The organism is Shewanella sp. SM23 (assembly GCF_025654295.1).
Lineage (GTDB): Bacteria > Pseudomonadota > Gammaproteobacteria > Enterobacterales > Shewanellaceae > Shewanella > Shewanella oncorhynchi.
The window spans coordinates 66,921-83,179 of record NZ_JAKKRM010000001.1 but is presented as its reverse complement, the minus strand read 5'-3'; the positions used below and the strand labels follow the sequence as shown (position 1 = coordinate 83,179).

General features: G+C 46.1%; 15 protein-coding genes. 4 read left to right on the top strand and 11 right to left on the bottom strand.

Going from position 1 to position 16,259, the window contains the following annotated elements; all coding sequences use genetic code 11:
- Nucleotides 1-25: 25 nt before the first annotated feature.
- The 7 genes from ispC to rpsB form a co-directional block, all read right to left on the bottom strand.
- On the bottom strand, nucleotides 26-1,216 hold the full coding sequence (ispC, locus tag L5L98_RS00325) for a 1-deoxy-D-xylulose-5-phosphate reductoisomerase (RefSeq protein WP_263138103.1): 1,191 nt from the start codon (nucleotides 1,214-1,216) through the stop codon (nucleotides 26-28).
- Nucleotides 1,217-1,220: 4 nt separating this feature from the next.
- Complete coding sequence (locus tag L5L98_RS00320) at nucleotides 1,221-2,078, bottom strand: phosphatidate cytidylyltransferase (protein ID WP_131523803.1); 858 nt, start codon at nucleotides 2,076-2,078, stop codon at nucleotides 1,221-1,223.
- A 20-nt stretch (nucleotides 2,079-2,098) separates the two neighbouring features.
- Nucleotides 2,099-2,926: an isoprenyl transferase gene (locus tag L5L98_RS00315; protein WP_212600030.1), complete on the bottom strand. Its 828-nt coding sequence runs from the start codon at nucleotides 2,924-2,926 to the stop codon at nucleotides 2,099-2,101.
- A gap of 81 nt (nucleotides 2,927-3,007) precedes the next feature.
- Nucleotides 3,008-3,565 (bottom strand): ribosome recycling factor, encoded by a 558-nt coding sequence (gene frr / locus L5L98_RS00310; RefSeq protein ID WP_012088724.1) that lies wholly within the window; start codon nucleotides 3,563-3,565, stop codon nucleotides 3,008-3,010.
- A gap of 21 nt (nucleotides 3,566-3,586) precedes the next feature.
- A complete protein-coding gene (gene pyrH / locus L5L98_RS00305) occupies nucleotides 3,587-4,324 on the bottom strand; it encodes a UMP kinase (RefSeq protein ID WP_006080981.1) in 738 nt (245 codons plus the stop codon).
- A gap of 68 nt (nucleotides 4,325-4,392) precedes the next feature.
- Nucleotides 4,393-5,244 carry a translation elongation factor Ts gene (gene tsf, locus L5L98_RS00300; RefSeq protein ID WP_028760606.1) on the bottom strand — a complete coding sequence of 284 codons (852 nt, stop codon included), beginning with the start codon at nucleotides 5,242-5,244 and terminating at the stop codon, nucleotides 4,393-4,395.
- Between the two features lie 120 nt (nucleotides 5,245-5,364).
- Entirely contained in the window at nucleotides 5,365-6,093 is a 729-nt protein-coding gene (gene rpsB / locus L5L98_RS00295; RefSeq protein ID WP_028760607.1) for a 30S ribosomal protein S2, read from the bottom strand.
- A gap of 283 nt (nucleotides 6,094-6,376) precedes the next feature.
- On the opposite strand from rpsB, the gene map reads away from it, so the two are divergent.
- The 3 genes from map to dapD are packed head-to-tail and all read left to right on the top strand — an operon-like array spanning nucleotide 6,377 to nucleotide 10,672.
- A complete protein-coding gene (gene map, locus L5L98_RS00290) occupies nucleotides 6,377-7,207 on the top strand; it encodes a type I methionyl aminopeptidase (RefSeq protein WP_226058787.1) in 831 nt (276 codons plus the stop codon).
- 33 nt (nucleotides 7,208-7,240) lie between these two features.
- Nucleotides 7,241-9,826, top strand: coding sequence for a bifunctional uridylyltransferase/uridylyl-removing protein GlnD (glnD, locus tag L5L98_RS00285; protein WP_263138102.1), 2,586 nt, complete (start codon nucleotides 7,241-7,243; stop codon nucleotides 9,824-9,826).
- A gap of 21 nt (nucleotides 9,827-9,847) precedes the next feature.
- Nucleotides 9,848-10,672: a 2,3,4,5-tetrahydropyridine-2,6-dicarboxylate N-succinyltransferase gene (dapD, locus tag L5L98_RS00280; RefSeq protein WP_028760609.1), complete on the top strand. Its 825-nt coding sequence runs from the start codon at nucleotides 9,848-9,850 to the stop codon at nucleotides 10,670-10,672.
- Between the two features lie 128 nt (nucleotides 10,673-10,800).
- On the opposite strand, the gene L5L98_RS00275 is transcribed toward dapD, so the two are convergent.
- From L5L98_RS00275 to L5L98_RS00260, 4 genes are all read right to left on the bottom strand, one after another.
- Complete coding sequence (locus L5L98_RS00275) at nucleotides 10,801-12,732, bottom strand: HD domain-containing phosphohydrolase (RefSeq protein ID WP_168823188.1); 1,932 nt, start codon at nucleotides 12,730-12,732, stop codon at nucleotides 10,801-10,803.
- 172 nt (nucleotides 12,733-12,904) lie between these two features.
- A complete protein-coding gene (purU, locus tag L5L98_RS00270) occupies nucleotides 12,905-13,771 on the bottom strand; it encodes a formyltetrahydrofolate deformylase (RefSeq protein ID WP_263138433.1) in 867 nt (288 codons plus the stop codon).
- A 165-nt stretch (nucleotides 13,772-13,936) separates the two neighbouring features.
- Nucleotides 13,937-15,418: a PTS transporter subunit EIIC gene (locus L5L98_RS00265; RefSeq protein WP_113938960.1), complete on the bottom strand. Its 1,482-nt coding sequence runs from the start codon at nucleotides 15,416-15,418 to the stop codon at nucleotides 13,937-13,939.
- Entirely contained in the window at nucleotides 15,370-15,834 is a 465-nt protein-coding gene (locus L5L98_RS00260) for a flavodoxin (protein ID WP_113938961.1), read from the bottom strand. Before L5L98_RS00260 ends, L5L98_RS00265 begins: the two co-directional genes overlap by 49 nt.
- A 121-nt stretch (nucleotides 15,835-15,955) precedes the next feature.
- Between L5L98_RS00260 and L5L98_RS00255 the strand changes: the two genes are divergently transcribed.
- Entirely contained in the window at nucleotides 15,956-16,150 is a 195-nt protein-coding gene (locus L5L98_RS00255) for a hypothetical protein (protein WP_105249725.1), read from the top strand.
- Nucleotides 16,151-16,259: the final 109 nt, after the last annotated feature.

Genomic DNA, 16,259 nt, shown 5'->3' with positions numbered 1-16,259 from the left:
TATAAATTTAATCACTCAGCTATTGCTAAGCGATGCTTGCTAATGTCTCACGCGCATAGACGCGGGTTTGCGCATCTAAGGCTAAAATATCTTCTATGCTGCCCATAGGACGTTTAGGCACAGTGACTAAACAAGCCTCATTCACTTTTGCAATTTGTGTAAAACCAATTTGCCCCTGCAAGAATGCTTCAACAGCGACCTCATTGGCAGCGTTTAATACGGTTGTAGCCTCTTGGCCTTGGGCACACGCCTCCATAGCCAAAGCCAAACAGGGGAAACGTTCAAAATCAGGTTCATAAAAGCTTAACTGTCCGACTTTGAAAAAATCTAAAGGTTCAACGCCCGAATGAATTCTTTGCGGATAAGCCATGCAATGGGCAATCGGTGTGCGCATATCTGGGTTACCCATTTGGGCGATAACCGAACCATCACGGTACTGCACCATAGAGTGGATCACGCTTTGCGGATGAATAACCACTTTAAGTTGCTCAGCCTGAGTATTAAACAACCACCGCGCCTCAATGAACTCTAAACCCTTATTCATCATAGTGGCGGAGTCAACAGAGATTTTAGGTCCCATGGACCAATTAGGGTGTTTACAGGCTTGGGCAGGCGTCATGGCCGCAAGTGTCGCAAGATCCGACCGCAGGAAAGGTCCGCCAGAACCGGTTAACAAAATATGGGATATACCCGACGCAGCTAAATCGCAACGGCCGAGGTTAGCCTGCACTTCTAGGGGTAAACATTGAAAGATAGCATTATGCTCACTGTCCACGGGCAATAGCACAGCACCAGAGCGCTTAGTCGCCTCAATAAACAACTCACCCGACATGACTAAAGCTTCTTTATTGGCCAGTAATACTCGCTTTCCCGCCTTCACGGCTTCAAGGGTTGGTACTAGCCCTGCCGCCCCGACAATCGCTGCCATTACGGTATCCACTTCGGCAGCCGTCACTAAACCGAGTAAATCGTTTATGCCAGTAGTGACTTGGATATTGAGCGCAGCGGGTAAAACGGCGCGTAACTGTTTCGCAGCCTCTTCATCCACCATATGTGCGACTTTCGGTTTATGGGCTACACACAAAGCCAGCATCTTATCAACGCTCGCATTGGCCACCAATCCATAGATGCTATAAGCCAATGGATTAGCCGAAATCACGCTTAAGGTACTAGCACCAATTGAACCGGTAGCACCCAAAATCACCATATTTTGCATAGCGTTACATCCAGAATGCAATGTAGATCAGGGTAAACACCGGCAAGGCTGCAGTCAGGCTGTCGATGCGGTCGAGCACGCCGCCGTGACCGGGCAAAATAGTGCCAGAATCTTTAATACAGGCCGCACGCTTAAACATACTCTCAGATAAATCGCCCAGCGCTGACACTAAAGCAACAAATAAGGTCACTGCCACAACTAAACCCAGTTCTTGCTCTGGTGAATAATACATAACACCTGCAACCACGAGCATAGTCGTCACTAAACCACCAAGTAGGCCTTCCAAGGTTTTAGCAGGGCTCACTGCAGGCATCAGTTTCGTTTTACCTATCGCTTTACCGACGAAGTAAGCCCCAGAATCAGCGGCCCACACAATCAACATCACTAACAGTACTAATACTGGGCCGTAATAGGGTGAAGTTTGTGAGCTAATGGATTTGAGTGCGATAAGAGCAACAAAGCAAGGCACTAAGGTTAACTGTCCAAACATGGACTTAAACATAGGATTCTTTTGCCAGAACTTAGCGCTTTTAGGATAAGTTACCACTAATAATAGTGATGCTAACCACCAGAATGCACCAATATAGAGAATGGCCAAATAGATAGGATGTAACTGATGGCTTAACCAAACTGCATCGATTGGCACAATAAGATTAATTGCCACCAATAAGATACCAACTGTGAAGGTAAAGCTCCACTGAGTGACATCACACTGATTATCGATAATTCTTCCCCATTCCTTTGCTGCAATAAGGAAGACGGCAACTAAGGCCCAGGCGAAGTAGCTGGCAGGGAGCAAAAATATCGCCCCTAAAACTAATGGAACTAACCAAGTTGCTGTTATTATTCGTTGTTTTAGCAAAAAAAATCCCTCATGAGGTTTTACAATGCACGCATCTCATCAATCTGACTTCCAGTCAGACCAAAACGGCGCTGGCGACTTGCAAAAATGGCTATCGCTTCATGAAAAGCCTGTTCATCGAAATCAGGCCAAAGGGTGTCGGTAAACACCAATTCTGCATAGGCCGCCTGCCACAGCACAAAATTACTGATGCGACAGTCCCCGCCCGTGCGGATCATTAAATCAACTTCACTCTGATTTTGCATGCACAAATGTGCACTTAAGGCTTCTTCGGTGAACTGACTGCTGGTCATTTCGCCAGTTTCGACCTTTTCCGCTAATTTTTGTGCTGCTTGAAGTATGTCCCAACGGCCACCATAGTTAGCCGCAACATTTAGAATCAAGCCAGTATTGCGAGATGTCTTCTCTTGAGCAGCAGCAATTTGCTTCTGTAATCGCGCCGAAAAGCGGCTGATATCGCCAATAATGTTGAGCTTAACCTGATTCTTATCCAGCAATTTAATTTCGCGCTGTAATACGGTAAAAAACAACTCCATCAGCAAGCTGACTTCTTTATCGGGTCTACGCCAATTCTCGCTAGAAAATGCGAATAAGGTTAGCGATTCAATGCCTAATTGGCTTGCCGTGCTTACGGCTCTTCTAACGGCCTTAACACCAGCCTTATGTCCCATCACTCGTGGTTTACCTTGGGTTTGTGCCCAACGCCCATTGCCATCCATGATAATAGCAACATGCTTAGGTAACGACTGTTTCACGAGTTCGGGTAATTGTCCCGGCAAGGTCGTTTGAGTGTATAAATCACTCTCACTCGTCCTAGGGTGCGGATCAAGTTCCACTGTGGATGACATCTAATACAGCCCTTTAAAATAGACAAACGCCGTGTAGTATACCCCTACACGGCGCATCAACTCTAGCTTATCGAACTGAGATTAGACTTCCATCAACTCAATTTCTTTGGCCGCTAAAATCTCATCGACCTTTTTAATGTGAGCATCGGTGAACTTTTGCACTTCTTCTTCACTGCGACGCACATCATCTTCAGTACAAGCTTTAGCTTTTTCAAGCTTTTTCACTTCAGAAATCGCATCACGACGCACGTTACGGATAGCAATACGACCGTTTTCAGCTTCGTTACGCACCACTTTGATGAAGTCTTTACGACGTTCTTCAGTCAACGCGGGTAATGGAATACGTAATGTCGCGCCAGCTGACATAGGATTCAGACCTAAATCAGAGCTCATAATAGCCTTTTCAACGGCTTGGATAGCACTACGGTCAAACACAGTCACAGACAAAGTGCGTGAATCTTCAACGCCCACGTTAGCCACTTGGTTTAGTGGCGTCATAGTGCCGTAGTAAGAGACTTGAATGGAATCCAGCAGGCTTGGGTGGGCACGACCGGTACGCACTTTTGCCATTTGGTTTTTAGTCGCGTCAACGCATTTACCCATACGCTCTTGCGCATCTTTCTTAATGTTCTCAATCACGTTAAATGTCCTTCTTGGTCATTAAATAACTTTTTTCGCTCTGATCAGCGTGCCTTCTTCTTCACCCATGATAACGCGGCGTAGAGCGCCAGGCTTATTCATGTTGAAGACTAAAATAGGCATGTCGTGATCACGCGCCATAGTAAAGGCGGCTAAGTCCATTACTTTTAATTCTTTTTCCAGAATTTCCGCATAAGTCACTTCATCATACTTAACGGCGTCTGGGTTCTTCATTGGGTCTTCGGAGTATACACCGTCGACTTTAGTGCCTTTCAATACGACTTCAGCTTCGATTTCAATGCCGCGTAAACAGGCCGCAGAATCGGTCGTGCAGAAAGGATTACCTGTACCGGCAGCAAAAATAACCACTCGGCCAGATTTTAGCAAGCTGATCGCTTCAGCCCAATTGTAATCATCACACACACCCTTTAACGGGATAGCTGACATCAGACGAGCATTAACATAGGCACGGTGCAGGGCGTCTCGCATTGCCAAGCCGTTCATAACCGTTGCCAGCATACCCATGTGATCGCCCACCACACGGTTCATGCCTGCTTTTGCTAGGCCTTCACCGCGAAACAGATTACCACCACCAATAACCACACCCACCTGAATACCCAGCTCAACCAGCTCTTTCACTTCCTGAGCCATGCGATCTAATACTTTAGGGTCGATGCCGAAGCCTTCGTCGCCCATCAGTGCTTCGCCACTTAATTTAAGAAGAATGCGTCTAAATGCGGGTTTTGGATTGGTGCTCATAATTTTTATCCTGGTCATAACAAGACCGCAGCTATTGCCGCGGTCTTGGGGGTATTTAGCGTTGGCGATTAAGCCTTTTTAGAAGCAGCGATTTGAGCAGCAACTTCAGCCGCGAAATCTTCTTCTTTCTTCTCAATACCTTCACCCACTTCTAAACGAATGAAGTTAGTGACTTTAGCGCCTTTCTCTTTCAGAATTTCGCCAACAGTTTTCTTTGGTTCCATGATGTAAGCTTGACCAGTCAGAGAAATCTCACCGGTGAACTTCTTCATACGACCAAGAACCATCTTCTCAGCGATCTCTGCCGATTTGCCTTCGTTCATTGACATTTCGATTTGCAGAGCTTGTTCTCTTGCAACGATTTCTGCAGGAACATCTTCTGGGTTCACGTATTCAGGCTTAGAAGCAGCAACGTGCATTGCGATGTGCTTTAAGGTTTCTTCGTCAGCTTCACCGGCAACAACAACGCCAATGCGCTCACCGTGACGGTATGAAGATAGGTTTGCACCATCGATGTACTCAACACGACGAATGTTGATGTTTTCACCGATTTTAGTTACCAATGCAACGCGTGCATCTTCGAACTGTGCTTTTAAATCTTCAAGAGTCACTTTAGATGCAGCAGCGGCATCTAATACTGCGTTCGCGAATGCTAAGAAGTTTGAATCTTTAGCAACGAAGTCAGTTTGACAGTTAACTTCTAATAGCGCAGCGAAACCTTCGCCATTCTTGATCAGAATTGTACCGTCAGCAGCGATGTTACCCGCTTTTTTAGCCGCTTTAGCAGCGCCAGACTTACGCATGTTGTCAATTGCTAACTCCATGTCGCCGTTAGCTTCTGTCAGAGCGTTTTTACAATCCATCATGCCTGCGCCAGTACGGTCGCGCAGTTCTTTAACTTGGGCAGCAGTAATTGCCATTGTTAAATCCTCTATAAAAAATCGACTAATTTGCAGATATAAAACAGGGGCCGAATGGCCCCTGTTAACCAATCAAAAATCTTGGTTAATAAGGGTGATGATAATCATCCCGCCTTATTATTATTCGGCTTCTACGAAACCGTCTTGCTCAGCTTGAACAGCCAAATCTTGACCACGGCCAGCTTTTGCAGCAGCAGCAACAGAAGAAGTGTACAGGCGAATAGCACGCATAGCGTCGTCGTTACCAGGAACGATGTAGTTAACACCATCTGGCGCAGAGTTAGTATCAACAACTGCAACAACAGGGATACCCAGGTTGTTAGCTTCTTTAATAGCGATATGCTCATGGTCAGCACCAATGACGAATAATACGTCTGGCAGGCCGCCCATGTTTTTAATACCACCTAAAGATTTTTCCAGCTTTTCAAGCTCACGAGTACGCATCAGCGCTTCTTTCTTGGTCAGCTTGTCGAAAGTACCGTCTACTGATTGGCTTTCCAGTTCTTTCAGACGTTTGATTGACTGACGAACGGTTTTCCAGTTAGTCAGCATACCGCCTAACCAGCGGTGATCAACATAGTACTGGTCACAAGACAGAGCAGCTTCTTTGATCGCTTCGCCAGCAGCACGTTTAGTACCAACGAATAATACTTTACCTTTCTTTGAAGCTACGTTGCTGATGAAAGCTAGCGCTTCATTGAACATTGGCACAGTATGCTCAAGGTTGATGATGTGAACACCGTTGCGAGCACCGAAAATGAATGGCTTCATTTTTGGGTTCCAGTAACGGGTTTGGTGACCGAAGTGGACACCGGCCTGAAGCATATCGCGCATTGAAACTGTAGTCATTTCTATTACCTTAAAATTTAGGGGGTTAGACCTCCACGTATCCCATGTCTTCGACCCCTTATATAACAACTGAGGGCACCCCGAAGAATGTGTCGACACGTGTGTGATTTAGTATTTAGACAAATAGCCATGTATAATGGCCGCCATCTTTAGTCTTGCAAGTATCAAAGCAGCGCAAAAGCTGGCTTAGACAATTCATCAAGACTTAAACATAACGGCGCGCTTTATACCATAAATAGCCCTAAAGCACAAATTTTTGCATTAGGTTGCGTGGCCAACAGACATTAAAGACACAAGAGAAAACGCAATGAGTATAGTCATCAAGACCGCTGAAGAAATTGAAAAAATGCGTGCTGCGGGCAAACTAGCCGCACAGGTATTAGAAATGATCGCGCCGCATGTTAAACCGGGCGTGACCACCAATGAGCTCAATGACCTCTGCGCCAAATATACCGAAGAGCAAGGTGCGATTTCGGCGCCGCTTAACTACCATGGTTTTCCTAAATCCATTTGTACTTCTGTAAACCATGTGATTTGCCACGGCATTCCAAACGACAACCCACCATTGAAAGAAGGCGATATCCTCAATATCGACATCACAGTGATTAAAGACGGTTATCACGGCGATACCTCGATGATGTTTTTAATCGGTGAAGTGAGCGCGAAGGACAAACGTCTGTGCCGCATCGCGCAAGAAAGCTTGTATTTAGCTATTCGTAAGGTTCGTCCAGGTTTAAAACTGGGTGAAATCGGCAATACTATCGAAAAATTCATCAAAGCAAGCAAAACAGGCCTTGAGAAATATTCCATCGTGCAAGATTATTGTGGCCACGGTATTGGCTCGGGTTTCCATGAAGAACCTCAGGTCATGCACTACCGTAACGGCGATAACACAGTATTACGCCCAGGCATGTGTTTCACCATTGAACCTATGATCAATGCCGGTCGCCACACGACCATACTCGATCGCGATGATAAGTGGACGGTAACGACCTCCGATGGTAAAAATTCAGCCCAGTGGGAACATACCTTACTGGTGACTGAAAAAGGGGTTGAAGTACTTACCCTGCGTGAGGATGAGGATTTCCCACGTATTATCAATCACGAGCGATAGGCCACACTAACAAACATAAAAACAAGGGACTCGATGAATATAGCTCTGCTCGCTAAACAATCATTAATCGAACAGAATCAGATTCTTTTGGCCAGTTTTAAGGCTAAAACCCCGATTGAAGAGCTCGTCACGCAGCGCTGTCAATTTGTCGATGCCCTTGTCAAGCAAGCTTGGGAACAGCACGGTCTAAGGGAATATGATATTGCCCTGATTGCCGTGGGCGGCTATGGCCGTGGGGAGCTGCATCCCCACTCGGATGTCGATTTACTGTTCCTGTTTAATGATATCTTGTCACCCGCCGCCGAAGCGGCACTCAGTCAGTTTATTGCCTTTCTGTGGGATGCCAATCTGGAAATCGGCCACAGTGTCCGTACGTTAAACGACACGATTATCCTCGGCCGTGAAGACATCACCATAGCCACCAACCTGTTAGAGGCACGATTGCTCGAAGGGCCCGAATTTTTATTCGATCAACTTTATGATGCGATTCGTCAGAGTGACTTTTGGACTTCAAGCGATTTTTTTATCGCAAAACGGGATGAGCAAAATGCCCGCCATGCCAGAGCCAGCGCCTTCGATTTAGAACCCAATATCAAAAGTTGTCCCGGTGGCCTTAGGGATATTCAAACCATTGCTTGGGTAGCCATGCGTCACTTTGGCGCCGCTCGCCTCGAAGAATTAGTCCAATACGACTTTTTAGAGCCAGGTGAATTAGAAGAGCTGCTCGAATGTCAGCACTTTTTATGGAAGCTACGCTTTGCCCTGCACATGGTGGTCGGTCGCGATGAAAATCGCTTACTCTTTGATGTGCAGCGCCAAGTTGCCGAACTTATGGGTTATGAAGACGCCACCCAGCTTGCCGTTGAGCAAATGATGAAACGTTACTATCGCACGGTACGCCGAGTGATGGAGCTAAACGAAATGTTGCTGCAGCTGTTTAAACGGGCAACACTGGGGCACACAAAAGCTTTAGAAATTCAATCGATAGATAAACACTACCAGCGCCGCGGCACTTTTATTGAAGCGCTAAGCGATGATCTTTTCGATAGCGGCGAAGAAATTGTCCGGCTGTTTTTGTTAGTCGCTAAAAACTCCAACATCAAAGGCATTTACGCACCAACGCTGCGTTCGCTGCGCCGAGCAAGACGCGCCCAGCCGCAAGCCTTACAAGAAAACCCGCTTTGTCGCCAAGCCTTTATGGAAATTCTGCGCCACCCTCGCGGCATTGTTGCTTTGTCTTTAATGCATAAACACGGCGTGTTATCGGCCTATTTACCCGCATGGCGAAATATTGAAGGCCAGATGCAATTCGACCTATTCCACGCCTATACGGTCGATGAACACACCCACAGATTACTGCTCAATATCGAGCGTTTTTCCCAAGCAGAACAAAAGGAAGAATTTCCCTTAGGCTCGATTCTGATCAACCAATTACCTAAAAAAGGTTTACTCGTATTGGGCGCTATCTTCCACGATATCGCCAAAGGCCGCGGTGGCGATCACAGTAAACTGGGCTCAAGCGATGCCCTCGCCTTTTGTAAGCTGCACGGGTTAAACGATCACGATGGCCGTCTAGTCGCTTGGCTGGTTGAAAATCATCTGGTGATGTCTGTCACCGCCCAGCGCCGCGATATTTCCGATCCCGATGTGGTGGCCGACTTTGCCAATAAAGTCCGCGATGCCGTGCATTTAAGTTATCTGTACTGCTTAACCGTCGCCGATATCTGTGCCACCAACGAAAAAACCTGGAACAACTGGAAAGGCTCACTGCTGCGCGATTTGTACTTTTCGACCCAAAGAGTGCTCGCCCGCGGTAAAGAAAAACCCGTCGATATTCGTGCCAGAGTGCGTGAATACCAAGCCAAGGCAAAAAAAGAGCTGCTGCGCCGCGGATTGAAAGAGAAAGATCTCGATGCCCTGTGGCAACGTTTTAAGGCAGATTACTTTTTACGCCACCAGCCAAATCAAGTCGCGTGGCACGCCGAAGCGATTTTAAAGCACAAACAACAGGATGAGCCCTTAGTCTTAGTGTCCAAACACACCACCCGTGGTGGTACTGAGCTATTTGTCTATTGCCAAGACAGACCTAAATTGTTCGCAACTGTGATGGCGGTACTCGACAATAAAAATATCAACGTCCATGATGCCAACATCATGACGTCAAAAGACAATTATGCCCTCGATACCTTTGTGATCTTAGAGCAAGATGGTGAGCCCGTTAGCCAGCTTTCACGCATTCAAAGTATCCGTAAAGCGCTTGAGAAAGCCCTGTCGAGCGACAGCCCAAAACTGCCGCGCTTTAGAAAACTATCGCGCAAGATGAAACCTTTTAATGTGCCGACACAAGTGAGTTTCCTCGAAAGCAGTCGTCATGGTACAAGTATGATGGAGCTTATCGCCTTAGATTCGCCAGGATTACTGGCAAAAGTTGGGGATATCTTTTACCGTTGCAACACAACATTACTCGCGGCCAAAATCACCACCATTGGTGAGCGAGCCGAAGACTTTTTTATGCTGCAGACTAATGATGGCTTGCAACTTAACGAAAACCAAGAGAATACCCTCAGGGACGCTTTAATCAGTGCCCTGAGTGCAAAGAATATCGAATCAGTTAATTAACAAGACCAGTGGGAGAAGTAAATGGAGGCTTTACGCCAACGTATTGAGGCGGCTTTTGAAGCGCGCGCCGACATCACACCAAGCACAGTTGACGCAGGTGTGCGCAGCGATGTGCAAAATGTCATCAATATGCTCGATAAAGGTGAAGTCCGTGTCGCCGAGAAAATCGACGGACAATGGCATGTGCACCAATGGCTGAAAAAGGCGGTATTACTGTCCTTCCGTATTTTCGATAACGTGGTTATCGATGGCGCCGAAACCAAATACTTCGACAAAGTGCCGTTAAAATTTGCCGAATATGATGAAGCCCGCTTTAAAGCGGAAGCCATTCGTGTAGTGCCTTCGGCGACAGTACGTAAAGGCTCATTCATAGGTAAAAATACCGTGTTGATGCCATCCTATGTGAACTTAGGTGCCTATGTTGATGAAGGCACTATGGTTGACACTTGGGCAACGGTTGGCTCATGCGCACAAATCGGTAAAAACGTGCATTTATCTGGCGGCGTAGGTATTGGTGGCGTACTTGAGCCATTGCAAGCGGGCCCAACCATCATCGAAGATAACTGCTTTATCGGTGCACGTTCTGAGATTGTTGAAGGCGTGGTGGTTGAAGAAGGCTCAGTGATTTCTATGGGCGTGTATATCGGCCAAAGCACTCGAATTTACGATCGCGAAACTGGCGAAGTGCATTACGGTCGTGTACCAGCAGGCTCTGTGGTTGTTTCTGGCAACCTACCATCTGCCTGTGGCAAGTACAGCCTCTATGCCGCTATTATCGTTAAGAAAGTCGATGCAAAAACCCGCAGTAAAGTGGGTATCAACGAATTACTGCGTATTGTTGATTAACAGTATTCGTTCGATAACATGAGTTTCATAAAAAGATGCCCGAGGGCATCTTTTTTATTGTCGGCACCATTTAGCCTACAGTTGCGCTGTCATTATCAGGCTTAAAAATAAAGTGTTTAATAAGGCACTTAAATCAAGCGCTCTACTTCACGGAATGCATTTCTCGTCATTGCAATGGCCCGCCAGCCGATAATCCCCAATGGCTGCTGCGCTTTGTTCACTACCACAAGATATTCTGAGTCTAGTAAATTCAACTGCAGTAATGCATCTTCCGATGTGGCCACCTCACTGATAATAGGCACTGAATGCTCCATGATCTGATGGGCTTTTTTATGTAAAGATGCCCTATCCAGTTCACGCTCAGCCGCAGTGCCAAGTAATGGGCTAAACCAATGTTCCAGTAAGCGACTCGTGATCACCCCAAGTATCTTATGTTGCTCATCCAATACCACTGCCACCTTAGCATGGGCAGTCGTAAGTAAACGCTTAATATCAACTAACTCATGGTCGAGTGAAATCGTGACTAAAGGTTCAAGCGGCGCAGCACCAATATGATCGCTAATACTCAACTCTCGATTAATCAAAATCGCTAAACAAGTTTCGACTATCTCAGGGTCAAAAAGTGTACCTTTACCCGCACGCAGCACTTCAGTCATTTTCTCCAGCCCTAACGATGGGCGATAAGGCCTGTGGGACAATATCGAATCGGCAACATCGGCGACGGCAATAATTTTCGCCTCATATAAAATAGCCTTATCCTTTAAGCCCGCTGGATAACCTGAGCCATCAAGCCGCTCATGATGCTGTAAAATCATCTCTTTAATGGGCCAAGGAAACTCCACATCCTCAATAATTTCAGCACCATGTAATGGGTGAGTCTGAATTAATGCGTATTCTTCTTTTGAAAGTTTTGACGGTTTTGTCAAGATCTGCGATGGAATCGCTAACTTGCCGATATCATGGACTAAGGCACCAATCTTCAGTCCTTCTAAACGCAGCGGGTCTAAGCCTAATTTCTCACCAATCAAATAACTTAATTGCGCCACCGACTTTTGATGCCCTGCGGTATAGGCATCTTTCAGTTCTAATGCCTCAGAAATGGCACTAATAAGCTGGGTTAACGATTGAGATAATTGCTCTTTTTGCGCTTTAATGATTTTGGACTGCCTGGATACCGCGCGCAATGTGCGTGGTAGTTCAATGCTATGCCATAAAATGCTGGCGAAAGTCAGTAATGATCTCGCATCATTACGACTATAGGGCTCGTTACGGTCAACCACACACAGCATGCCCACTAAGCGACTGCGAAATAAAATCGGCACCGCCAAGTAACGCCCTCCAAGTAGCAGTTTATCTAAGGGCAAATCCCCTAAGCGCCTTTGAGAGTCGGTTTGATTTTGGATGATCGGCTTATAATCTCGCACACATTCGAGCCATACGCGGCTTTCAAGTTCTGACACTTGGGTATTATCTTCAACAAAATCGGCTTGATTAGCCTCTGCGTGGGGATACTCAGAACGCGCAGCGAGTGTGAGTGTTTTTAACTTTTCGTTATGCAACAGAATAAAGCCATATCGACTGCCAGTGAGCGACATCGCCTTAGAAACTGCGACTTTAAATACTTCTTCTTGGGAGGATTTAATCACATCTTCTATGTGTTGCAACCAAGCATCGCTGGCTTGAATCGCTCGACGATAATCCGAGTGCAACTCCTTCATCTGCGGATCTTCAAAATTGATGTCGGATAGAATCAAGTACCATCCCATTTCAGGTAAAGAATGCAGCGCGAGATGCACACGTATGCCGCGATGATCTTGTAATTGAAAACCTATTTCTTGGCCGCGTCGCCTCACGATATCGGCGCATAGTTCAGCATTAAAAGCACTAAACAATTGGCTAATGGGTTGATTAATGATTTGCGCCGCAGAGCGTTTGCAACGGCTGTAAAAGGCTTGGCTCATCCGTAGCACACAAAACTGCTCATCTAGCTGTGCCCAAGATAAATTCAAACTATCGGGCAAGTCTTTCATTCCAACAATAAGGCTTTGACGAGTTGACATCCAGCACTCCGACCTGTAATTCGAGCATGGGTAATACACTATACCGCTATGTTCACCCCAATGTGAGCACTATAAAATCTCCAATAAACATAATGATAGCTGATTTCATGACAAACGCGGGTTAAAATAAACGCCGCTGAATGTCATGCCATTGCCACGACTCACCTACATCTTAGAAAACGATCGTTTTATTGCCGTACACGACCACTTGTTCGTTGAGCACTAATTGCAGCGCTTTACTCAATACACTCTTTTCAACATCGCGCCCAGCACGTGCCATTTCTAAGGCGCTATAACTGTGGTCGACGGGAATGACGTCTTGTTTAATGATCGGCCCTTCATCGAGGCAATTATTCACAAAATGCGCCGTCGCACCGATAATTTTCACCCCGCGCTCCCAGGCTTGGCGATAGGGTGCAGCACCGATAAAAGCAGGTAAAAAAGAATGATGGATGTTGATGATGCGATTAGGATATTGCGCCACAAAATCAGGCGTTAATACCCGCATATACTTAGCCAAGACTAAATAATCGGGTTCGTATTGAGATACCGCAGCCAACAGTGCTTGCTCGTGTTGAATTCGGTCTAAGCCTTCGTGACTCACCAGATGAAAAGGGATGTTAAACTTCTCTGCCAATTCACGTAGTGCATCATGGTTACCCACCACAGCGGCAATCTCGACACTTAAACCACCGTAATAGGCTTTCATTAACAAATCGCCTAAACAGTGTGCTTCCTTTGTGACTAACACCACAATGCGTTTTTTACCCGCGCTAACTAACGTCATATGATTTTGCGTAGGCAGTACGTCACGCAGATCCTGCAATAACTGTTCGCTGTTAAAAATGCCCTCTAACTCAGTTCGCATAAAGAAACGCCCTTGGGCATTATCCACAAACTCACTGTTTTTAATGATATTCAATTTATGGGTAAAACAAACACTGGTGATTTTGGCGATAAGGCCTTGGGCATCGGCGCAATCCGTCAGTAAGATTTTACGTTCCATGGATGGCGAAGTATTACTGCGAGTTTCAGTCATTTGTTGCAAAGTTGGCTCTCCTATATTGTCCCTACATCGAGTTTGCCATAGCAAATCATGCTGAACAGTATGAAAACCCTATAATGCGAAAATAAAAATGATATTTCAGAGGCTTGAATCAATAAAATGTAAAAATTAAGCAGTTAATTTTGTAAAAACACAATCCTAGCGGCGAGTATCTAAGTAACGCTGCAATACTTTACGCAAGGTTTCGGCCTTAGTGCCGTAAACCACCTGCACACCTTTGCCCATAACGATCACGCCCTTAGCGCCCAACTGACTCAAACGCACCTTATTGACTAACTCGGGCTTGTGTACGCTCAAGCGTAACCGTGTCAAACAAGCATTAAGTTCAACGATATTTTCACGCCCGCCGAGCGCCGCAATAATCGCCCGTAAACTTTCTTTGGGTCCTTTACTGTCGTTATGCTCAAGCCTACCGGGAGTTTTCAAATTAAAGGCTAAAATACTCAGTCTAAACAACAGGTAATATATTATGGCGGTTAAAGGCCCAAGGAAAATAAACCAGCTGGCATTACGGGACAATGGAAATAGCAGCGTAAAGTCCACCAGCCCTTGGGAGAATACTATGCTGTGGTGAATATCCAGCATAATACAGACAAAATAAGCGAGCCCAGTGAGTAAGGCGTGAATAATAAATAGAATCGGCGCCACAAACATAAAAGCAAATTCGATAGGTTCAGTCACCCCAGTTAACCAACTTGCCGCCCCCGCCGAGAGCATAATACCCGCCACGCGATTCCGCTCTGAGGGATCAGCACAGCGCCACATTGCCAGTGCAGCCGCCGGTAATCCCCACATTTTAATCAGATAACCACCGGCAAGGTTTCCCGCCTGCGGATCGCCCGCTAAATAGCGCGCCACCTCACCACGAACGACTTCATGCCCCAATAACTGATATTGGCCCACCTCTAAGTAAAAAGGCGCATTCCAAATATGATGTAAGCCAAGGGGAATAAGTAACCGCTCTAATGCGCCATACACGCCAAAAGCAATGGCTGGTTTTTGATAAACCGCCCAGTCGGATACGCGCTCAATCAATAAAGCTAAGGGTGGCCACACATGGGCGAGTACATAACCTAGGCTCATCGCTAGGGGAATAATAAGTAAAGATGCACTGCGACGTCCCTCGAAGAAAGAGAAAATCGCAGGCAAGCGAATATATTGACTCCAACGGACTGCGAGGCAAGTAATACCACCAAGCATCATACCACCTGCAATTCCAGTATCTAAGGTATCCATTCCTAATAAAGGTTGGGTTGGAAGTCGATACAAATCGGCCAGTGCGGCTAACGTCGCTGTCATCACCCCATAACCAAACACTGCCGAAAAGGCGGCAATACCTTGATCGCGACAAAAACCAATAGCAACAGCCACGGCAAATAACATCGGCATAATGGCGAAAATGAGTTTGCCTACCGCCAGCATCAGCACTGTCAGCTCTTCGGGCATAAAAGGAATCGGACTAACAGTTAAGCCGAGCATAACCCCAGCTGCGGGTAAAATGGCAATAGGAATAAGCAGCGCTTGGCTTAAGCGCTGGGCAAATTTAAACCACTGTAGATTGACGAAACTACCTAAGCGACGAGCTCGGTTTTGACGACTTGATTCCAGCGTTCTAGCCATTTTATCGCTTCAACCTCAGGTTCCATGGTTTCACAGGCATCAATTTCGAGTAATTCCACCAGCGGCTTAGCGCCAAGTTCACTCAAGAGTGCATCTACAGACTTACCTGCACCGCAGAAAGTCTCATAACTTGAATCACCTAGAGCTATCACACTGTATCTAAGCTCAGGTAAGTAGGGTGCTAGATGTTTAAGATTATGGTACCAAGACTGAATATCATCGGGTAAGTCCCCTTGTCCGGTCGTCGAAGTCACCACCACTAACAATTCATCCTGAGGAGGAATAAAGCTTGCTACCTCATTAGGTTGCCACAATGTGACATCATAACCTAAAACTTGCATTTCTTTCTCTAGGGTTTCAGCGGCAAATTGTGCACTACCATATACAGTGCCAAACACCAGATTCACCTTTTTCATGATACACTCCACATCGCGTTGCAAACCTTATTAGGCTGACCTTACTTTATTGTTCAGCGTATGAGCAAGCTAAGGCGCAAATTTTTTATAAATCAAGCCATTGAGCGTGAGAAAATATCTAATGCGACAGTCCACCCGCCAAAAACACCTCAAGCAGCACCACAAAACAACCCATATTCGGCGTAAAAACTATTTCCACTCCGCCCAGCAAAATCTCATATCGCCACTTGCACTCACGTCTGGATTCTCAACCTTAGCCGTCATGATGCAAGAGCTGCGGCCACAAACAGCACAAACGCCACAACTCCTCGATTAAGCAATCCACCTCGTTTTAAATTCGATGACTTTAGTTTCAATAACAAAGCAAAGTGAATGCACTTAATTTTATTCACGCGGCTAAGTTGATATCACCATATCAAGCATTG

Excerpts from the sequence above, each read along its gene's own strand:
- ispC (WP_263138103.1), bottom strand. The coding sequence starts at position 1,216 with ATGCAAAATATGGTGATTTTGGGTGCTACCGGTTCAATTGGTGCTAGT.
- L5L98_RS00315 (WP_212600030.1), bottom strand. The coding sequence starts at position 2,926 with ATGTCATCCACAGTGGAACTTGATCCGCACCCTAGGACGAGTGAGAGT.
- pyrH (WP_006080981.1), bottom strand. The coding sequence starts at position 4,324 with ATGAGCACCAATCCAAAACCCGCATTTAGACGCATTCTTCTTAAATTA.
- tsf (WP_028760606.1), bottom strand. The coding sequence starts at position 5,244 with ATGGCAATTACTGCTGCCCAAGTTAAAGAACTGCGCGACCGTACTGGC.
- rpsB (WP_028760607.1), bottom strand. The coding sequence starts at position 6,093 with ATGACTACAGTTTCAATGCGCGATATGCTTCAGGCCGGTGTCCACTTC.
- glnD (WP_263138102.1), top strand. The coding sequence starts at position 7,241 with ATGAATATAGCTCTGCTCGCTAAACAATCATTAATCGAACAGAATCAG.
- dapD (WP_028760609.1), top strand. The coding sequence starts at position 9,848 with ATGGAGGCTTTACGCCAACGTATTGAGGCGGCTTTTGAAGCGCGCGCC.
- L5L98_RS00275 (WP_168823188.1), bottom strand. The coding sequence starts at position 12,732 with ATGTCAACTCGTCAAAGCCTTATTGTTGGAATGAAAGACTTGCCCGAT.
- purU (WP_263138433.1), bottom strand. The coding sequence starts at position 13,771 with ATGACTGAAACTCGCAGTAATACTTCGCCATCCATGGAACGTAAAATC.
- L5L98_RS00265 (WP_113938960.1), bottom strand. The coding sequence starts at position 15,418 with ATGGCTAGAACGCTGGAATCAAGTCGTCAAAACCGAGCTCGTCGCTTA.
- L5L98_RS00260 (WP_113938961.1), bottom strand. The coding sequence starts at position 15,834 with ATGAAAAAGGTGAATCTGGTGTTTGGCACTGTATATGGTAGTGCACAA.
- L5L98_RS00255 (WP_105249725.1), top strand. The coding sequence starts at position 15,956 with ATGCGACAGTCCACCCGCCAAAAACACCTCAAGCAGCACCACAAAACA.